This window comes from Streptomyces sp. NPDC057950 (assembly GCF_042887295.1).
Lineage (GTDB): Bacteria > Actinomycetota > Actinomycetes > Streptomycetales > Streptomycetaceae > Streptomyces > Streptomyces kaempferi.
In genome coordinates this window covers 83,419-104,220 of record NZ_JBHVPP010000014.1, presented here as the reverse complement: position 1 = coordinate 104,220, position 20,802 = coordinate 83,419, and the positions used below count along the sequence as shown (strand labels likewise).

The following is a 20,802-nucleotide window of genomic DNA, read 5'->3' as shown; positions in this document are numbered from 1 at the left end:
GCGTCAGCGGGACAGCGCCGTGAGCAGGGCCTCGTGGATCAGCTCGCAGCCGCGGCGGAGCACGTCGGGCTCCATGGTCAGCGCGGGCAGCAGCTTGAGGACGGCCTTGTCACGACCGGTCGACTCCACGATCAGACCGCGCGCGAAGCAGTGGGCCACCACGTCGTCCGCGGCCCGGCGGCCGCCCGCGTGGGTCAGGTCGATGCCGATCGCGTGGCCCTCGGAGCGCACCTCGACACCGGGCAGCGGGTGGTCCTCCCAGAAGGTGCGCAGCAGTTCGGCGCCGCCGCGGGCCCGGTCCAGGAATGCCTGGTTGCGCCACAGGTCGAGGGCGGCGCAGGCGGCGACGAACGCCAGCTGGTTGCCGCGGAAGGTGCCCGGGTGGTCACCGGCCTCCCACGAGTCGAAGCCTTCGCGGATGAGCAGGAGCGACATCGGCAGGCCCAGGCCGCTGATGGACTTGGAGACGGTGATGAGGTCGGGGACGACCCCGGCCTGCTCGAAGGAGAAGAAGCCGCCGGTCCGGCCGCAGCCGGCCTGGATCTCGTCGGCGATCAGCACGATGCCGTACCGGTCGCAGAGGTCGCGCAGATGCCGCAGGTCCGCGTCGGGGATCCGGTAGACGCCGCCCTCCATCTGGACGACCTCGAGGATCACCGCGGCGGGCACGTCGACCCCGGACAGGTCGTCGGTGAGGTACTGCTCCAGGAGGTCCATGGTCGGGAACGAGCCGCGCGGGCCGACCGGGAAGGGCAGGTGGGTGACCTCGCCGAGGGCCGTCCCGGCCACCTTGCGCAGCGACAGGTCGGCGGTCGCGGCGAGGCTGCCGCGGCTGACGCCGTGGTAGGCGCCGGAGAAGGCGATGACCTGGGACCGGCCGGTGTGCTTGCGGGCCAGCTTCAGCGCGGCCTCGACGGCGTCGGTGCCGGTGCTGCCGCAGAACTGGACCCGGTGGCGCAGGCCGCGCGGCTCCAGGATCTCCCGGCCGAAGCGCTCCAGGAACTCGCGCTTGGCCGCCGTGTGGAAGTCGAGCGCGTGCAGCAGACCGTCGCCCTCCAGGTGCGCGACGACCTGGCGCTTGATGTGGTCGTGGTTGTGGCCGTAGTTGAGTGCGCCGGCGCCGGAGAAGAAGTCGGTGTACTCCGTGCCGTCCTCGGCGACCAGCGTGGTGCCGCGGCCCGAGGTGAGAAGGGTGGGGAACGCGCGGCAGTACGACCGGACAGCGGACTCTCTGGTCTCGAACACCTGGGTGGACGTGGCGAGATCTGCCAGAACCGTCATCGGGGTTCTCCAATCGGAAGGTGGGAGAGCGGGAGTACCTGGCCGACGGTGGCGGCAGGTGTACGGGCGACGGCGGCGAGCAGCGCGAGATAGTCGTCGAGCAGCTGCCGGGCGTCGGCGTCGGCGATGCGGTCGCCGTAGTACGACAGGGCGACACGGGGTTCGGCGTCGTCGGTGATGTCCAGGCGGAGCGCGTACTCGGTCTGGTTGCGGGTGCCGTCGCTCTCGGCACCCCGCTGCACGCTCGCGGACTGCTGCGCGCGCAGCGCCGAGGACACGGGGTAGTTGGCGACGACGACGACCGAGTCGAACAGCGGTCCGTCGTCCGCCCCCATCCGCTGGAGCGTGCCGGTGGGGACCGAGGTGTGCTCGGCGCCCTCGACCCGGGCCAGCTGGAAGCGGTCGAACAGGGCGGTCAGGGTCTCGTCCCGGGTCACCTGGACCCGGACCGGCAGGGCGGCGATGAACAGGCCGACCGCGCGTTCCAGGCCGTCGACGGCCCGGTCGCGGCCCGCCGAGACCACGCCGACCGTGACATCGGCGCGCCCCAGGCGTGAGGCGGCCAGCAGGGCCCAGCCCGCGCAGGCCAGGGTCGAGAAGGTGTGCCCGTGCCCGGCGCCCCGCTCGCGCAGCGCGTCGGCGATCGCCGGGTCCACCCGGTCCGCCACCCGGCTGAAGCGGGAGGGACCCAGCCGGCCCCGCTCCGCGGCCAGCCGCGACGGGAGCGCCCCGGCCAGCTGGTCCTGCCAGAAGGCGCGGTCCGCCTCGGGGTCGGTGTCCTCGGCCGTGTCGAGTTCGGGGACCGGCGGGAGGTCGGCCGCACGGCCTTCGAGAGCGGCGAGGTAGAGCGCGAGGAGTTCGTCGAGCAGCACCAGGTTCGACCAGCCGTCGGCCAGCAGATAGCTCTGGACCTGCCCCAGCCACCAGGTGGACGGCCCGCGCACCAGCCACACCCGCCACAGGGGCGGTGCGGACACGTCGAAGGGCGTGACGCGTTCGGCCTCCAGCAGGTCGATCAGCTCGTCGGCGACCGCGTCGGGCTCGTGGCCGCTCCAGTCCAGCACCTCGATCACCGGGTCGAGCCGGTCGGCGACGACCGGGGTCCAGGTGCCGTCGCCGTCGCGCCGGAAGCCGGTGCGCAGAGCGGGGTGGCGGGCGTTGAGCTGGTGCCAGGCGGCCCGGAAGAGGTCGGGGTCGATCTCGAAGGGCAGCTCGGTCGTGGACTGCATCTGGTACAGGCCCGGCACCCAGGCGCTCTCCAGCACGTCGAGCATGTGGTGCTGACCGGGCGTCACCGCGGGTTCGGCGGACCGGGACCGGCCTCCCCGGGCGGTGGCAGCGAAGGCGCCCCCCTCGTCGACGGCCTTCGCGAGGGCCTCGATCGTCTGGTGGGCGAACACCATCCGCGGCGTCATCTCGAGACCCGCGCGGCGGGCGGCGCTCACCATGCGGATGACCGCGATGGAGTTGCCGCCCAGGGCGAAGAAGCCGATGTCGACCGGGACGTCGTCGCGGCCGAGCGCCTCGCGCCACAGCGCCGCCAGAGCCTGCTCGGTCCCGGTGCTCGCGGCGCGCCCCGTGACGGCCGTTACCGCGGGCGCCGGCAGCTCACGGCGGTTGACCTTGCCGTTGTGGGTGAGCGGGAAGGACTCCATGCGGACGAAGGAGGCCGGCACCATGTGCTGGGGCAGCCGGGCCGACAGCTGCCGCTTGAGCTCGGCGTCGCCCGGGATCTCCCCGCCCGAAGGCGCCACCAGGTAGGCCACCAGCGTCTTGGCGCCGTCGCGCGGGCCGTGCGCCGCGACCAGGCAGGAGCCGCCGCCGATCACCGTCCGCAGGGCCGCCTCGATCTCCCCGGTCTCGACCCGGTAGCCGTTGATCTTGACCTGGAAGTCGATGCGCCCGAGCAGTTCGAGATTGCCGTCCGGCATCCAGCGGGCACGGTCGCCGGTGCGGTACATGCGGGCCCCGGGCACCGCGCTGAACGGATCGGGCAGGAAGCGCTCACCGGTCAGCCGGGCCCGGTAGTGGTAACCCCAGCCGACACCGACGCCGCCGAGGTACAGCTCGCCGGGCACGCCGACGGGCAGCGGGGACAGCGACGCGTCGAGGACGTACGAGGTCTGGTTGGCCATCGGGGCGCCGTAGGGGATGCTGCGCTGCTCCGGCAGGACCTCCCCGATCAGGTGGATCGTCGAGTCCATGGAGACCTCGGTGGCCCCGCCCATGCTCACCAGCTGCGCCGAGGCGATCAGCTGCGCGGCGGCCCGCTGCGGGAGCGCCAGCGGGATCCAGTCGCCGCCTAGCAGCGCCAGCCGGATCGGCAGCCGCCCCCCGCCGCGGATCTCGCACTCCTCGACCAGCAGCCCGAACAGCGCCGGTACCGAGTGCCACACGGTGACGGACTCGCGCTCGATCGTCTCGATCCAGCGGTGCGGGGAGCGTTCGTCCTCGGGCGCCGGGAACACCACGGTCGCGCCCGCCATGAGCGTGCCGAACACGTCGTACGCGCTCATGTCGAAGGCCAGTGCCGAGACGCCGAAGACCTTGTCCCCGGGGCCGACCTGGAAGCGCCGGTTGAAGTCGGAGAAGTTGTTGACGCGGCCCCGGTGGTCGAGCAGCACGCCCTTGGGCAGACCGGTCGATCCCGAGGTGTAGATCAGGTACAGCAGGTCGTCCGGGCGGACGTCCCGTTCCGGCCGGGTCGCGGGGAAGGCCCCGGCACCGGCGGGGTCGACGGCCGCGACGCCGTCGCCGGCCAGCCGGTCGTCACGGGTGACGACCACCCGGGCGCCGGAGTCCGACAGCATCCACTGGAGGCGCTCGGCCGGGTAGCCCGGGTCGAGCGGGACGTAGCCCGCGCCCGTCTTGGCGATGGCGAGCTGGGTGACGACCAGGTCGATGCCGCGTTCCAGGCAGACACCGACGCGCTCGTGGCGGCCGCAGCCCTGTTCGATCAGCAGGTGGGCGAGCCGGTTGGCGCGCTCGTCGAGTTCGGCGTAACCGACCCCCTCGTCGCCGCAGACCACCGCGACGGCGTCCGGCTCCAGGTCCGCCCGCTGCTCGAACAGCCCGTGCGCGGTGGCGTGTTCGGGATACTCCTCGCCCGTACGGTTCCACTCCTCGACGACCAGTTCCCGCTCGGCCGGGGTGAGCAGGTCCGCGTTGTCGACGTGGACGTCCGGGGTCTCGCAGAGGCCGGTGAGCAGCCGTCGGTAGTGGCCCAGCAGGCGTTCGGCGGCGGCGGCGTCGAGCACCGACTCGTCGAACTCCAGCGACACCATGACCTCGCCGTCCGTCACCGCGCAGGACAGGTCCAGGGGGAACTTGGCCGTACCGGAGTGCAGATGGGTGGGGGTCAGGGACAGGTCCCGCAGCCGCAGCTCGTGGCCGGGGCCGTTGTTGAAGACGAACATGGCCTCGAACAGCGGGCTCTCGGCCAGCGTGCGCTGCGGCGCGACCTTGTCGACCAGCACGTCGAAGGGGATCTGGTGCTCCTGCGCCCACAGCGACTCCCGGGTGATCCCCGCCAGCACGTCCCGCAGGCTGCCGCCCCCGTGGGACAGGTCGGCCACCACGGGGACGGTGTTCGCGAAGTAGCCGACCAGGCGCTCGGTCTGCCGGTTCCGGTTGGCCATGACCGTGCCGACGGCGAACCGGGAGGTGCCCGTGTACCGGTTCAGCAGCACCGCGAACGCGGTGAGCATCACGTTGAAGACGGTCGTACGGTGTGCCTCCGCGGTCCGCTGGAGCTCGCGGCCGAACTGCCCGTCCCACTGGCACCGGATGCGCCGGCCGGTGCGGGCCGTGCCCCGGTCCCCGTTCGGCGACAGCCCGAGCGGCTGGGCCCAGGCCAGCTGCTCGCGCCACTGCGCGGTCAGCCAGCCGTAGTCGTCGGGCTCCTGGGCCCGCTCGTGGGCGGCCGCGTCGGCGTAGTCGATGCCGAGCTCGGGCAGCCGGGACGGACGGCCCTCGCGGGCCGCGTCGTACAGCTCGGCGAGGTCCTCCAGCAGGACGCCCACCGACCAGGCGTCGGTCGCGATGTGGTGCACGATCAGCGCCAGCAGGTGGTCGTCGGCGGCGATCCGGAACAGCCGTCCGTGGATCACGGGGCCGGCCGCCAGGTCGATCGGCCGGGCCGCCTCTTGTTGCGCGGCGGCCACGGCGGCCTCCTCGTCACCGGCCTCCTCGACCGGCAGCGCCACCGGCTCGGCCGGCAGCACCACCTGCTCCAGGCCGCCGTCCGGCCGCTGCCGGTAGACGGTCCGCAGGACGGAGTGCCGGGCGACGAGCCCGTCGAGCGCGGCCCGCAGCGCGGTGACGTCGAGCGCACCGCGCAGCCGCACCCCGTAGGGGACGTTGTACAGCGGCCGGCCGTCCGCGAGGGACTCGGCGACCCAGAGCTGCTCCTGGCCGCGGGAGAGCAGGCAGGGCTTCGCGGGATCGCGGCGGCGGACGGTGCGGGCCGCGGCCCGCTGCCTGCCGCGGGCCAGCAGGAGCGAGGCCATCAGCTCCCGCTTGGCCGCGGACAGGCTCTCGAATGCCTCCCGCTCGGTGGCGGTCTCCCGGATCATGCGTCCCTCTCCTCGCCGGCCGCGAGAAGCTCGCGCGCCTGGTCGTCGGTCACACCGTCGAGCAGCACCTCGAGTTCGAGGAGCTCGGACTCGCTCAGCCCGGCCATCTGGAGCTCCTCCAGGGCCTGTGCGACGCCTCGCACGGTGGGCTGCTCGAAGACCGTGCGCAGCGGCAGTTCGATGTCCGTCTGCGCGGCCAGCTCGGCCACCAGGCGGGTGGCGAGCAGCGAGTGGCCGCCCAGGGTGAAGAAGTCGTCCAGCGCGCCGACCGCCGGGGTGCCGAGGAGTTCCTCGAACACCGAGGCGACGAGCCGTTCGGTCGGGCCGGACAGCTCCTCGAAGCGCCGGCGGACCCGCTCGACGATCACGTCGTCCCGCTGCAGCGCGGCCCGGTCGACCTTGCCGTTGGGGGTGCGCGGCAGCCGGTCGGCGAACACGTAGCCGGTGGGGACCATGTAGCGCGGCAGCCGGGTGCCGACCGCGGCGGCCAGGACGGCCGGGTCGCGTTCGGTGCCGACGACGCAGGCGACCAGGGTGGGTTCGCCGTCGCAGTCGCGCAGGACGACCGCCGCCTCCCGCACGGCCGGCAGTTCGCACAGGGCCGTCTCGACCTCGCCCGCCTCGATGCGGAAGCCGCGGATCTTGAGCTGGTCGTCGAGCCGGCCGAGGAACTCCAGCCGGCCGTCGGCGTGCAGCCTCACCCGGTCGCCGGTGAGGTACAGCCGCGCACCGGGGACCGCCGCGTACGGGTCGGGGACGAACCGCCTCGCGGTGGCCCTCGGGTCACCGAGGTAGCCGCGGCCCACCACGGGCCCGCCGATGGCGAGCTCGCCCGGCACGCCGAACGGCACGCGCCGTCCCTGCGCGTCGAGGACGTAGGAGGTCACTCCGGCGACGGGGCTGCCGAGCGGGACCGCGCGGTCGGTCGGCGGCGGTGTGGTCAGCACCGCGAGGTGGGTGTCGTCCGAGCATTCCGCGGGGCCGTAGGCGTTGACCATCGGGATCCCGGGGAAGCGGCGCAGCCAGTCGGCGGCGAGGTCCGGCGGCAGCGCCTCGCCGGTGGCGATCAGGAAGCGCAGGCTCGCCAGGTCGCCCGCGTCGGCTCCCTCCCAGCCCGCCCGGCCCGCGTGTTCCAGCAGCGCCCTGATCATGCCGGGCACCAGCTGCAGCACGGTGACGCCACGGTCCCGGACGAGGGCGAGCAGCGCCTCGCTGTCCCGGCTGGTGGCGTCGTCGCTGACCACGGTGGCCGCGCCGCGCGTCACCGCGACGAGCATCTGCCAGACGGAGATGTCGAAGGACTGCGAGGCCGTCTGCGCGATGACGTCGCCCGAGGACAGTTCCAGGTCGTGGGCCATCAGCTCCAGGTGGTTGAGGAGTCCGCCCTGTTCGATCTCCACGCCCTTGGGCTCACCGGTCGTACCGGAGGTGAAGATGACGTAGGCGCGCTGGGCCGGGTGCGTCGTGCGCGCGTCGAGCGGACGGTCCGCCGAGGCGGAGTCGTCCAGCACGAGGTGGGTGCCGCGGGCCTCGCCGAGCAGGGCGGCGACGCGGGCCGCCTGCTCGTCGTCGGTGACCGCGACGACCTCGCCCAGCCGGTCCAGCATGGCGGCGATCCGCCGGTCCGGGACGGCCGGGCTGACCGGCACATAGGTCGCGCCGACCGCTCCGCAGGCGAGGGCGGCGGCGATGTGCCGGGCCGAGCGCCCGGCGCACACCACCACGGCCGGCTCCGGGCCCGTGGTCGCCGTGGACAGCCGCTCGGCGAGTGCCGCCACCCGGTCCCGCAGTTCGCGGTACGTCCACACGGTGCTGCCGTCGATGACGGCGGGGGCGTCCGGGGTGTGCCGCGCCCAGTGCTCCAGCGCCTCGGCCGTGGTCCGCGGCGTGAAGGCCGGCGGACCGGCGCTCAGGGCGTCCTGAGCCGCGGCCTCGGCGGCCGGGCGCAGTTCCAGGTCGGCCACGGCCCGCCGCGGGGCGGCGACGATGCTGCCGAGCAGGACCTCGAAGTGGTCCAGGAGCTGCTCACCGGTCGCCTCGTCGAACAGGTCGCCGTTGAGCTCGAGCGTCGCGTGCAGCCCGTCCTTCTCCTCGGCCAGGTCCAGGCTGAGGTCGAACTTGGCGGTGCCGGCCGGCGCGTGCAGCCGCTCCAGCCTGAGATCGCCGAGGTCGATCTCCGAGTAGGGCGCGTTGTGCAGGGTGAACATGACCTGGAACAGCGGGCTCATGCTCAGGTTCCGGCTCGGCTGGAGCGCGTCCACCACGCGGTCGAAGGGGACGTCCTGGTTGGCGTAGGCGGCCAGCGTGGTGGACCGGACGCGTTCGAGCAGTTCGGTGAAGGACTCCTCCGTGGAGAGTTTGTTGCGGAAGACGATCGTGTTCACGAAGAACCCGACCACGTCCTCGATCTCGACCGAGCGGGTGGACACCGGGGTGGCGACCGCGATGTCCGCGGCGCCGCTGTAGCGGTGCAGCTGGCAGTTGAACGCCGCCAGCAGGGTCATGAACAGGGTCGCGTTGTGCTCGCGGCCCACCTGCCGGACGCCGCCCACCAGTTCGGCGTCGATCAGCCGGCGGACCGTCAGGCCGCGGTTGGTCATCGCCGCGGGCCTCGGCCGCTGCGCGGGGAACTCCAGCAGCGGCGCCGGCTCGGCCAGCGTCTCGCACCAGAAGTCGAGCTGCGCCTGATGGTCGCCGCCTTCGACGCGGTCGCGTTGCCAGCTCGACCAGTCGGCGTACTGCACCTCCAGTTCGGGCAGCGGGGAGGCCGTGCCCTGGCGGTGCGCCCGGTACAGGGCCGCGAAGTCGCGGACCACGATCTGCAGGCCCCAGCCGTCGGCGACGACGTGGTGCACGGTGAGGACGAAGACGTGGTCCTCGGCGGAGAGCCGGATCAGGGTCGCCTGTTCCAGCGGGGCCACGGCCAGGTCGAAGCGGTGCCGCGCGGCTTCGTCGACGAGTCGTGGCCAGCGCTGCTCGGCGCTCTCCGGCGGCTCGCCGCTCAGGTCGACGAGCGCGAGCGGCATGGTGACCTCGCCGACCGGCTCGACGATCTGGCTCACCCTGCCGTCGTCCATGACCAGCCGGGTGCGCAGCACCTCGTGCCGGGCGACCAGCTCGTCCAGTGTCGCGGACAGGGCCTCGGTGTCCAGCGGGCCGCGCATGCGCACGACCGTGGCGCTGTTGTACGCGCCGGTGTCGCCCTCCAACTGGTCGAGGAACCAAAGGCGTTCCTGGCCGTAGGAAGCGGGCAGCGGGCCGGTGCGGGGCAGGGCGACGACCGGTTCCGCGATGCTGCCGCCGCCGGCGACGCCGTCGATGTACGCGGCGAGTTCCCGCACGGTCTGCTTCTCGAACAGCGTGCGCAGCGCGATCTCGCAGCCGAACACCCGGCGGATCCGCGACACGACCTGGGTCGCCATCAGGGAGTGGCCGCCGAGGTTGAAGAAGTTGCCCTCGGGACCCACCTTGGGTGCGCCGAGCACGTCCTGCCACAGGCCGGCCACCAGTTCCTCGGTGGGGGTCAGCGGCGAGCGCGGTCCGTCCTCGTGGCCGCCGGTCACCGAGGAGGGCTCGGGCAGCGCCGCCCGGTCGATCTTGCGGTTCGGGGTCAGCGGGAAGGCGTCCAGCGCGACGACGGACGCCGGGACCATGTAGTCCGGCAGCCGGTCACGGACGAAGGCCCTCACCTCGTTGCCGGCCACCTTGGCGCCGGGCCGCGCCACCACGTACGCGACCAGCGAGTTCTCGCCACTCGCGTCCGCTCGCGCCATGACCAGGGCGTCCTGGACGTCCGGCGCGGCACAGATCACGTGCTGCACCTCGTCGGTCTCAACGCGGTAGCCACGGATCTTGACCTGGTTGTCGGCTCGGCCGAGCGGGGTGACGGAGCCGTCGGGCAGATAGCGGCCGAGGTCGCCGGTGCGGTACATGCGGTCGTCCTCGGCGTCGCCGAACGGGACCCGCACGAACTTGGCGGCGGTGAGCGGCTCGTCGTGGGCGTAGCCCAGCGAGAGGTGCGGGGAGCGGATGACGATCTCGCCCGGCTCGCCGATGCCGGCCTGCTGCCCCGCCTCGTTGAGGACCAGCAGCTGGACGTCCTTCATGCCGCGGCCGAGCGGATAGGTGACACCGGGGTCGGTGTCGGCGGTCCCGTGGGCCGCGGGTACCACGTAGTAGCCGACCGCGCGCTGCGTCTCGGTCGAGCCGTACAGGTTGACGCAGGTCGCCGAGCCCGCCATGCGGGTGATGGCCCGCACGTCACGGCTGGTCAGTGTGTCGCCGAGGAAGAACACCCGCTCCAGCAGCGGCAGTGTGCCCGGAGCGACCGACAGCTGGTCGAACAGCCGCGCCATCGGGGGCGTGAGGTGGCTGACCGAGACCTGGGCGGTGCGGTACCACTGTGCCAGCCGGCCCGGGGTCTCCACGTCGAGCCGGTCGGGCACGCAGATCGTGGCGCCCGTGACCAGCGGTGTGAACACCTCGCGGTGCAGCGGGTCGTGGCTGATGCCGGAGAGCAGGCTGTAGCGGTCGGTCTCACGCAGCCCGAACGTCTCCACCATCCAGGGCACGAAGTGCGTGAGGGACCCGTGCGCGCCCCGGATGCCCTTCGGCCTGCCGGTGGAACCGGAGGTGAACGCGATGTACGCGCAGTCCTGCGGCCCGACCTGGACCGCGTCCGCCGGCTCCGCCCCCTGCGGCACCAGGTGCCGGGCGTTCTCCAGCCCGGACGGCAGCTCGAAGCGGCAGCGCAACGAGAGTTCCTGGAGGGCGCTGTCCACCGCCAGCGGCACGGCCCCGGCACCCTCCAGCTGGAGGAACGCCCTCGGGCGGGCCACCGCGAGGCAGTCGGCGATGCGGTCGGCCGGATAGCTCGGGTCGAGGATGGCGAACGAGGCACCGGCGCGCAGCACGGACAGGATCGCCCAGACCAGCGACGCGCTGCGCTCGCCGTAGATGGCGACCACGTCGCCCTTGGCGACGCCCTGCTGGGTCAGCAGGCCGGACAGCGCCGCCGTCGCCCAGGCCAGGTCGCCGTAGGTGAGTTCCTGGCCCGGCTCGCTGATCGCGATCCGTCGCGGTTCACGGGCGGCCCGCCGCTCGAACTGCTCGACCACCGACCCGTACCAGGTCGTGTCCAGTGGCGCGGCCGGGTCGGGCAGCTCGCGGCGCGCCTGCGGCGTGTCGAGCCGCAGCGAGTCGATCGGGCTGCCGCTGTCGGCGACCACCTGCTCGATGACCCTGCTCCACTGGGCGAGCAGTTCGTGCATCGTCGCCTCGTCGAACCGGTCGGCGGCGTACATGAGATCGAGTGACAGACCCGGCTGCGCGGGGTCGACGTAGAAGGTCAGGTCGAACTTCGCGCCCAGGTCCGGGACGGCGAAGGTGTCGACCGTGAGGCCCGGCAGCTCGGCCTGGTGCGGCGGGATGTTGAGCAGGTTCAGATAGACCTGGAACAGCGGTGTGGTGGTCAGGTCGCGCTCGGGGGCGAGCTTGCCGACCAGCGTCTCGAACGGGACGTCCTGGTGCTCGTACGCGTCGAGGGTGGTGGTGCGGACCCGCTCCAGCAGCTCGGCGAAGGTCGGGTCGCCCGAGAGGTCGGCGCGCAGCACCAGCGAGTTGATGAAGAAGCCGATGAGGTCCTCCACCTCGCGGTGCCGGCGGCCCGCGATGGGTACGCCGATCGCGAAGTCCCGCTGGCCGGCCAGGCGTCCGAGGGTGAGCTGGAGGGTCGCCGCCAGCACCATGAACAGGGTCGCCCCGGACTCGTTGGCGAGCCGCTCCATCGCCTCGCGCAGCTCCGGCGTGACAGACGCCCGCACCCGGTGGCCCCGGGTGGCCGCGGGCTCGGAGCCGCCGCGCGAGATCGGCAGGGTGAGCGGGGGCAGCGCGTCGAGCTGCTCGCACCAGTACGCGACGGAGGCGTCGAGTCCGCCGGAGTCGAGCTCGTGGCGCTGCCAGCGGGAGAACTGCTCGTAGGTGGCCTTGAGCGGGGGCAGCGGGGTGCTCGGCTCGTGGCCGGTCTCCTCGACGTAGAAGTGCGTCAGGTCCCGCTTGAGGATCTCCATCGACCAGCCGTCGCCGACGATGTGGTGCAGGGTCAGCACCAGCACCGCGTCGTCGTGGCCCAGCTGGAGCAGCCGGACCCGCAGCAGCGGGCCGGTGGAAAGGTCCATCGGCTCCGCCGCCTCGCGTTCCACGAGGGCGAGGGCCTCGGCCACCCGCTCCTCGGCGGTCGCGCCGGTGGGCTCGGTGGGCGCCAGCGTGACGTCGGCGCTCCCCAGGACGGTCTGCGTCAGCACGCCCTCGTGGTGGGAGACCACCGTGCGCAGTGTGGTGTGCCGGTCCACCAGGCGGGTGACGGCCCGCTGGAGGGCGGCCTCGTCGAGCTCGCCGGTGAGCCGGATCGCGCCGGCCAGGTGGTAGCGCCCGGTGGTGGCGTTCCGGCCGGAGCCGTTCTCGATCTCCTCCAGCAGCCACAGCCGCTCCTGCATCACCGACAGCGGGGCGCCGCTCCCGGTGGAGGCGTGCGCCACGATCCCGCGGGAGGTGTCCCGGGCCGCCGCGGCGTCGCACAGCGCGGCGTAGTCCCGGAGCACGGGTGCCTCGAACAGGGCCCGCAGCGGGACCTCCCGGCCGAGCTCCTCGCCCACCTGGGAGGTGATCACGGTCGCGAGCAGGGAGTGGCCGCCGATGGTGAAGAAGTCGTCGTCGGCGCCGACCACGTCGACGTCCAGCACCTGCGCCCAGACCCGGCCGACGATCCGCTCGGTCTCCGTCTCCGGTTCGGCGAAGTCGGCGTGCGCGAAGTCGGCGCGGCGCGGGCGCTCGAGGCGGCCCGGGTCGATCTTGCCGCCGGGCAGCCGCGGCAGTTCCCCGCGGACCACGAAGGCGGCCGGAACCATGTGCGGCGGCAGCTCGGCCGCGCACAGTTTCGCCAGTGACTGCGGGGTCAGCTCCGGTTCGGTGGCCTCGACATGGGCCACCAGCACCCCGTCGGCGCCCCTCACCACGGCCTGCGTCACACCGGCCAGGGCCAGCAGCACCGACTCGATCTCGGCCGGCTCGATCCGGTAGCCGCGCAGCTTGATCTGGCTGTCGCGACGTCCGCAGTAGTCCAGGGTCCCGTCGGCGCGCAGCCGGACGAGGTCGCCCGTGCGGTACATCCTGGCGCCGGGAACACCGGAGAACGGGTCGGGCAGGAAGTGGTCGGCGGTCAGCGCGGGCCGGTCGTGGTAGCCGAGGGCCAGGCCCGCGCCCCCGACGTACAGTTCGCCGACCGCGCCGGTGACCACCGGCCGCAGTTCCGCGTCCAGGATGTACGCCGTCCCGCCCGGCAGCACCGCGCCCAGTGAGGCGGGCCGCCCCGGCTCGCACTCGGCGGCCGTGATGACGACGGTGCACTCGGTGGGCCCGTACGCGTTGACGAAGCGCCGGCCCGGCTGCCACTGCTCGACCAGCTCGGCGCGGCACGCCTCGCCGCCCGACACCAGGGTCTTGAGCCGGGGCAGTTCACGGACGGGCAGGGACGCGATCACCGACGGCGGCAGCAGGCACACGCTGACGGCGCGCTCGGCGAGGACGCCGGCCAGTGCCTCGCCGACCAGCGCGTGCTCACGGCCGACGACACACAGGGTGCCGCCCGCGGCGAGCGTGGAGAAGATCTCCCAGACGGAGGCGTCGAAGCTCAGGCTCGCGAACTGGAGCATGCGCGAGTCGGCGTCGATCCCGAAGACACGCGCCTGGGTCGCCGTGAGGTTGGCGAGCGCGCGGTGGGAGACCAGCACGCCCTTGGGCCGGCCGGTGGAGCCCGAGGTGTACATGAGGTAGGCGGGGGCGTCCGGATCGGCCTGCGGCAGCACCTCGTCCTCGGTCCGGGCGGGTGCCTCGCGCAGCGCCTCCTCGACGAGGTCGCGGGTCACCAGACCACGCGCCCCCGAGTCGGCCAGCATGAAGTCCTTGCGCTCGGCCGGGTAGGCGGGGTCGATCGGCAGGTACGCCGCTCCGCAGCGCTGCGCCGCCAGTACGGCGACGACCGCCTCGACGGACGGTTCGACGCCCACGGCGACGACGTCCCCCGGGCGCACGGCGAACCGCCGCGCGACGACCCGGGCGACCTGGTCCACCCGCGTGCGCAGCTCTCCGTAGGTGAGCGCCCGCTCGGTGCCTTCCAGCGCGACCGTGTCGGGGCGGCTGTCGGCGATCCGCTCGAACTGCGCCCAGAAGGTGTCGGGCTGCCGTTCGGCGTCCGGCTCGGACGGCCAGTGGTCGAGGGCGGCCGCCGAGAGGGTCTCGACGCGCTCGTCCGGCCGCCGCGCCATCGCGCGGGCCGTCTCGCCGAAGAGGCGGGCGATGAGCTGCGCGGTCTCGGGCCGGAACAGGTCCGAGTTGAACTCGAGCCAGCCCGTCAGCGGGCCGCCGTCGTCGGTGATCTCGAAGGTCAGGTCGGTCTTGGCGGTGCCGGTGTAGAGCGGCGCCGTCTCGACCCGCAGGCCGGGCAGCGCCGGCGAGGGCAGCGCGCCGCTGCGGACGTCGAGGATCGCCTGGAAGAGCGGGCTGCGGCTCGGGTCCCGGTCCTGCCCGCTCGCCTCCACGATCGCGGAGAACGGGATCCACTTGAACGGCATCGCCTCCAGCGTGGTGGTCCGGGCGCGGTCGACGAGGCCACGGCCGGTGGCACCGCCCGGCACCTCGAAGCAGAAGGGGACGGTGTTCACGAAGAACCCGACGACGTCGTCGTACGCGCCGTCGGCGGTGCGGTTGGCGTCGGGCACGCCGATGACCACCCGCTCCTGACCGGTCAGGCGGGAAAGGGTCGAGGACATGCAGGCGGCCAGCGTCATGAAGACGGTCGCCCGCTGGTCCCGGGCGAGGGAGCGCAGCAGGTCCGAGTCGGCCTGGCTCAGCGTCAGCGGCACGCGCATGCCGTCGAAGGTCTGCACGGCCGGCCGGGGCCGGTCGAAGGGCAGGTCGAGGGCGAGCGGCGCACCACTGAGGTGCCCGGTCCAGAACTCCAGGCCGCGCCGGCCCTCCGCAGACGCCAGCCGGGCGCTCTCGTCGACCGCCCATCGGGCGTACTCGTGGACGACCGCGGGCGGTTCGCCGTCACCGGCACCCGAGCCGTGCGCGTACAGCTCGGCCAGCTCACCGGCGATGATCTCCATGGAGCGGCCGTCGGAGACGATGTGGTGGAAGGCCAGGAGCAGGGCGTGCTCGTCGGGCCCGAACTCCACCAGGGCCGCCCGCAGCAGCGGCGGCTCGTCCAGGGCGAAGGGCCGCCGGACGTGGCTGTCGACGAGTCCGGCCAGTTCCGCCTCGCGCCGTGCGGGCGTGACCGCGGTCCGGTCGAGCACCTCGAAGGGGCAGGCCAGGCCGGTCCCCACGAAGGGCGCAGGCCGGCCGCCCTCGTCCTTGAACCCGGTGCGCAGCGCGGGGTGCCGCTCGACGATCGCGTCCAGCGCGCCGCGCAGGACGGCCTGGTCGAGCTCCCCGTACAGCCGCAGCACACCCGGCACGACGTAGGCGCAGGAGCCCGGGGCGAACTTCTCCAGGAACCACAGCCGGCGCTGGCCCAGCGACAGGGCGGGTTCGACCGCGGCGGGCGCGGCGTCCGCGGGGACGTCGGCCGGTGCGGTGGCGAGGAGCTCGGCGATGCGCGCCGCCTGGGCCCGTACGGTGACGGACTCGAAGAACATCCGCAGCGGCGGCTGTACGCTGAACTCCCGGCGCACCCGGGTGCTGAGGTCCGCCGCGCGCAGCGAGTGGCCGCCGCGGGCGAAGAAGTCCTCGTCGGGACCGACCCCGGCGACCTCGAGCACCTCGCACCAGATGGCCGCGAGCCTGCTCTCCACCGGCGACATGGCCGCCGTCCCGGCCGAGCGGGACGCCTCCAGGGCGAGTTCACGCAGCGCGTGCGCGTCCACCTTGCCGTTCGAGGTGAGCGGGATGCGGTCCAGGACCAGCAGCCGGCTCGGGATCATGTAGCTCGGCAGTTCACGGTTCAGCCAGTCGCGCAGTCCGTCGGGGCTGATGCCTTCCCCGGTGACGGCGGCGATCAGCTCCGTCTCGCCCGCGCCGCGGGAGGCGACCACGGCCGCCTCGGCGACCTCGGGATGACGACGCAGCGCCACGTCGACCTCACCGAGTTCGATGCGGTAGCCGCGTACCTTGACCTGCTGGTCGGCGCGGCCGACGTAGCGCAGCTCGCCGTCGGCGGAGCGGCGCACCAGGTCCCCGGTGGCGTACAGCCGCCGGCCCGGCTCGGTCGCGAACGGGTCCGGGACGAACCGCTCGGCGGTCTTGCGCGGCGCCGACGCGTAGCCGCGTCCGACACCCACGCCGCCTATGTAAGCCTCCCCCACGAGGCCGTCGGCGACGGGCCGCAGCTCGGCGTCGAGGACGTGGATCACCGCGTCGGTCATGTCGGCGCCGATGGACACGTCCCGGGCGCGGGAGACCTGGCCCGACTCCGGGCCGAGGCGGGCGACGGTCGAGCACACCGTGGTCTCGGTGGTGCCCCAGCGGTTGTACAGCTCGACGTGGCCGCGGTCGGACGCGAACCACTGCGCGAGCTTGTCGGGGTGCGCGGCCTCGCCGCCGATGAGGATCGAGCGCAGCGTCGACGGCACCTGGGCACCGGCCTCCAGCGCGGTGACCAGCACGTGGAAGAAGGCCGTGGGAATGTCGAGCAGGGTGAGCCGCTGCTCCTCGCACCAGGCCCAGAACCGCTCCGGCGAGCCAAGCACCGACTCGTCGCGCTGCACCAGGGTCGCGCCCCGGGTCCAGGCGGAGAAGATCTCCTCCAGGCAGGGGTCGAAGGTGAGCGGCGCGAACTGCAGCACCCGGTCGCCCTCCTCGACGTCGAACGCGTCGAGGAAGGACAGCAGGTAGCTCAGCAGCGACCGGTGCTCGATCTGCACGCCCTTGGGGCGGCCGGTCGAACCCGAGGTGAAGATGACGTACGCCAGGCTGTCGCCGGTGGTGAGGAGCGCGGGGCGGTCCTCGGGAAGGCCGGCGCCGGGCTCCTCCTCGACCCGGATCGCGGCACCCAGGGAGCCCGCGAGGTCCGCGGTCGCGGCATGGCACAGGATCCGCGCGCACCGCGCGTCGCCGACCATGTCGGCCAGACGGGTCCGTGGCAGCGTCGGGTCCAGGGGCACGAACGCGGCCCCCGACTTCATGACCGCGAGCATCGCGACGATCAGCTCGGGGGAGCGCTCCAGGCACAGGCCGACGGTGTCCTCGGGCCCGAGGCCGTCCTGCCTCAGCCGGTGGGCGAGGCGGTTCGCCGCGCGTTCCACCTGGGCGTACGTCAGCTCCGCGGCACCGGCCGCGAGGGCGATCGCGTCGGGGGTGCGGTCGGCCGTCGCCTCGAACAGCTCGTGCACGGAGGTGATGCCCGGCAGGGTGCGGGCCGGGACGTCGGCCCGGCTGAGGGACTCGGTGGTGCCGGCCAGCCGCAGCGCGGAGACCGGGGACTCGCCGTGCGCGACGATCTGCTCGAGCAGATCAAGGAACTGCCGCCCCAGCTGGCCGGCCAGGGCCTCGTCGAAGCGGTCCGAGCGCACCAGCATGTGCGCGAGCAGGCCGCCGTCGGCCGGAATGGCGTGCAGGGTGATGTCGAACTGGGTGGCCAGTTCACCGGCCGGGAACTGCTCCAGCCCGAGGTCCCCCAGCACCGCGTGGTCGCGGCCCGCTCCGAAGAGCACCGAGGTCACGTCGTCGGCGATCGCGTTGTGCGGCCGTTCGAAGACGACCGCCGTGTTGATGGCCGCCGAGGTGTTGCCCTGGGCGCGCAGCAGCTCGACGAGCCGGCTGACCGGGAAGTGCTGGTGCCCCAGCGACTGCCGCAGCTGCTGCCCGGTGCTGCGGATCAGCTCGGTGACACTCGTGTGGGCGCCGGGCTCGGCGCGTACCGGAATGGTGTTGGCGAAGTAGCCGAGGGTGTTGCGGAAACGTGCCTGCGGACGGCCGGCCGTGGTGGCGCCGACGACGAAGTCACGCGCGCCGCTGTGTGCCGCGACGAGGATCTCGAACGCCGCCATCAGCACCGAGAACACCGTCGTGCCGCTGTCGCCGGCGACCCGCTCCAGCTCGGCGAGCAGCTCGGCGCGCACCGTGACCCGGTGGCTCGCGATGCCCTTGTCCGGCTGCGGACGCTCCCGCACCGGAAGCGTCGGCGCCTGTACGTCACCGGCCAGCAGGTCGAGCCAGTAGCGCTCGTCGGCCTGCCACTGCGCGGAGCGCTCGTAGTCCTGCTGCCAGCGCACGAACTCCTCGTAGTCGACGGGTTCCGGAAGCTCGGAGGTCCGGTCGTGCAGCAGGTCGCCGTAGACGGTGGCCAGCTCGTCGAGCAGGGTCACCACCGACCAGAAGTCCGTGATGGCGTGATGCTGCGCGAGTGCCAAGACCGGTGCGCCGCAGCCGGTGAACAGCTTCGCGCGGGCGACGTCGCCGTGCTCGATGTCGAAGGGGGCGAGGGCACACTCGTCAACCCTGGCGCGGAGCACCGGCTCCGTCTCGCCCGTCAGGTCGACGACGTCCAGCTCGAACGGAACGGCGGGGTCGATCAGATGTGCGCGCCGGCTGCCGTCGGTGCCGAAGCTGGAGGTCAGGATGGGGTGGCGGGTACCGATCCGGCGCACTGCGGCGGACAGCACCGCGACGTCGACCGGCTCCCGCAGCCGGACCGCCACCGAGACGTTCTGCCGGCAGTCCGGGCCTTCGAGCTCCCGCATGAACAGCAGCGACTGCTGACCGGCCGACAGCGGTACGGCACCGCCGCGCTGTCCGGCGTCCTGCCGGTCCCGCCGTACCGGTGCCTCGGGGAAGGTGCGCGTCCGCTCCTCGATCGCCGCGGCCACCTCGCGCAGGCTCGTCGGCTGGAGCAGCAGGCTCGGGTCGGTGACCGCACCGAGCTGCTCCTCGATCCGGAAGGCGAGGTCGACGGCCGCCAGCGAGTCGAGGTCGAGCTCGGCGACCATGGTGGCGGGCGTGTCGCCCTCACCCCGGCCGAACAGGCTCAGAGCGCGTTCGATCTCGTCGACGCGCCGCTCGCGGGAGAGCGTCAGCAGTTCGGCGCGCGGCGGGAACGTGAGCTGTCGCTGTCCGCGGCGGGCCGGGGCGGCCGTGGCACGGCGGTACAGCTCACCCTCGACCTCTCCGGCCGTGTACGCCGTCCGGCCGGCCAGGCGCTGGATCTTGCCGCTGGAGGTCTTCGCCAGGCTGCGGGCGCTGAGCAGGACCACGTCGAACAGAGCGATGCCGTGCTCGTGCTGGACGGCCGCGGCGATCGCGTCGGCGATCCGCGGGAGTTCCTCCTCGGGAGTGGCGGCCGCGACCTCGTGCAGGATCACGCACTCCTCGCCGTTCCCGGTCTCCACCGAGAACGCCGCGCCACAACCGGGGCGGGCCCACTTCGACGCCGCTACGGCGGTCCCCTCCAGGTCGTGCGCGTAGAGGTTGCGGCCGCGCACGACCATCATTTCCTTCAGGCGGCCGGTGACGTAGACCTGGTCGTCCAGGACGAAACCGAGGTCGCCGGTGCGCAGGTAGGGCCGCGGGTCGTCCGCCAGCCGGGCACCGAAGGTCGCGTCGGTCGCGGCCTCGTCCTCCCAGTAGCCCGAGGCGACGGAGGTACCGCGCACCCACAACTCGCCCACGCCGCCGGGAGCGACGCGTTCACCGGACCCCGGGTCGACGACGGTGAGTTCGTGCCCGACCGCCACACCGCCGGAGGACACCACACGGTCCCCGTCCGCGAGCGGCTCGGCGCGGCCCTGCTCCAGCGCCGCGCGGTCGATCCGGGTGCTGTGCGCGCCACTGCCGCGGCCGGCCCCCGCCACGAACAGGGTGGCCTCGGCGAGGCCGTAGCAGGGCAGCAGCGCGGACCGGTCGAAGCCACTGCCGGCGAACGCCTCGGCGAAGCGCTCCAGCGTGCGGTGGTGGACCGGTTCGGCTCCGCAGAAGGCGACCCGCCAGGAGGACAGGTCGAGGTTCTCCCGCTCGGCGGGGGTGCTCTTGTTGACGCAGAGGTCGAAGGCGAAGTTCGGGCCGCCGCTGACGGTCGCCCCGCGGGAGGCGATGGCCTCCAGCCAGCGCAGGGGCCGCCGCATGAACTCCAGCGGGGACATCAGGACGTTGGACATGCCGGAGAGCATCGGCTGCAGCACGCCGCCCAGCAGGCCCATGTCGTGGTAGAAGGGCAGCCACGAAACGGTCAGGTCGTCCGTGGAGAGGCCGAAGTTGTGGGCGATGGCGGAGCCGTTGGACAACAGGTTCTGGTGCGTCACCACGACACCGCGCGGCGTGCCGGTGGAGCCCGACGTGTACTGGAGCAGGGCGATCGAGTCGGAGGTGAGGGCGGGCCGCCGCCAGTCGTCGGCGCCCTCCAGCATCGCCTCCTCGGTGACCACCCAGGGCAGCCGGGCCAACTCGGGTGCCTGGTCGAACAGTTCGTGGGTGAAGGCCTGCACCAGGCTGTCCGAGAGGACGATCTCGGCACGGGAGCTGCGCACCACCGCGCGCAGCCGGGGCAGCGTACGGGCCACCCGCATGGGGTCCGGCGGGTACACGGGGACCGCGACCATGCCGGCGTAGAGCGTGGCCACGAAGCCCACGACGAAATGCTCGCCCGGTGGATACAGCAGCATGACCCGCGCACCCGGCTTCGCCCGCTCCAGCAGGGAGACGGCTATCGCCCGCGCACGCCTGTCGATCTCGATCATGCTGAGCTCGGTGTCGACTCCGCCGGCGTCGGCGAGGAATTCGTAGCTTACGGCGGCACCGCGCTCGGAGACATTGCGGCGGATGACATCAACGACAGAGTTGTTTGCGTACATAGACCGTTCTCGCATCGGCGTGGAGTTCTGGAGCCCGGACGGGGTCGAGCAGGCTTGCGGGCACACCGCGGAGACGGAGCCGACGGCACGGAGAGGGCCGTCGGGTC

3 protein-coding genes are annotated in these 20,802 nt (G+C 73.1%); all 3 read right to left on the bottom strand.

The window, feature by feature from the left end:
- Nucleotides 1-3: 3 nt before the first annotated feature.
- From ACFVTC_RS23300 to ACFVTC_RS23290, 3 genes are read right to left on the bottom strand one after another with little or no spacing between them, the layout of a single operon-like run.
- Entirely contained in the window at nt 4-1,281 is a 1,278-nt protein-coding gene (locus tag ACFVTC_RS23300) for a diaminobutyrate--2-oxoglutarate transaminase (protein ID WP_390129938.1), read from the bottom strand.
- Nucleotides 1,278-5,855 (bottom strand): amino acid adenylation domain-containing protein, encoded by a 4,578-nt coding sequence (locus ACFVTC_RS23295; protein ID WP_390129936.1) that lies wholly within the window; start codon nt 5,853-5,855, stop codon nt 1,278-1,280. Before ACFVTC_RS23295 ends, ACFVTC_RS23300 begins: the two co-directional genes overlap by 4 nt.
- Nucleotides 5,852-20,695: an amino acid adenylation domain-containing protein gene (locus tag ACFVTC_RS23290; RefSeq protein ID WP_390129934.1), complete on the bottom strand. Its 14,844-nt coding sequence runs from the start codon at nt 20,693-20,695 to the stop codon at nt 5,852-5,854. The genes ACFVTC_RS23295 and ACFVTC_RS23290 overlap by 4 nt, the downstream gene beginning before the upstream one ends.
- Nucleotides 20,696-20,802 lie beyond the last annotated feature (107 nt).

What these genes read in the sequence shown, in the direction of transcription:
- ACFVTC_RS23300 (WP_390129938.1), bottom strand. Translation starts at nt 1,281, where the DNA reads ATGACGGTTCTGGCAGATCTCGCCACGTCCACCCAGGTGTTCGAGACC.
- ACFVTC_RS23295 (WP_390129936.1), bottom strand. Translation starts at nt 5,855, where the DNA reads ATGATCCGGGAGACCGCCACCGAGCGGGAGGCATTCGAGAGCCTGTCC.
- ACFVTC_RS23290 (WP_390129934.1), bottom strand. Translation starts at nt 20,695, where the DNA reads ATGTACGCAAACAACTCTGTCGTTGATGTCATCCGCCGCAATGTCTCC.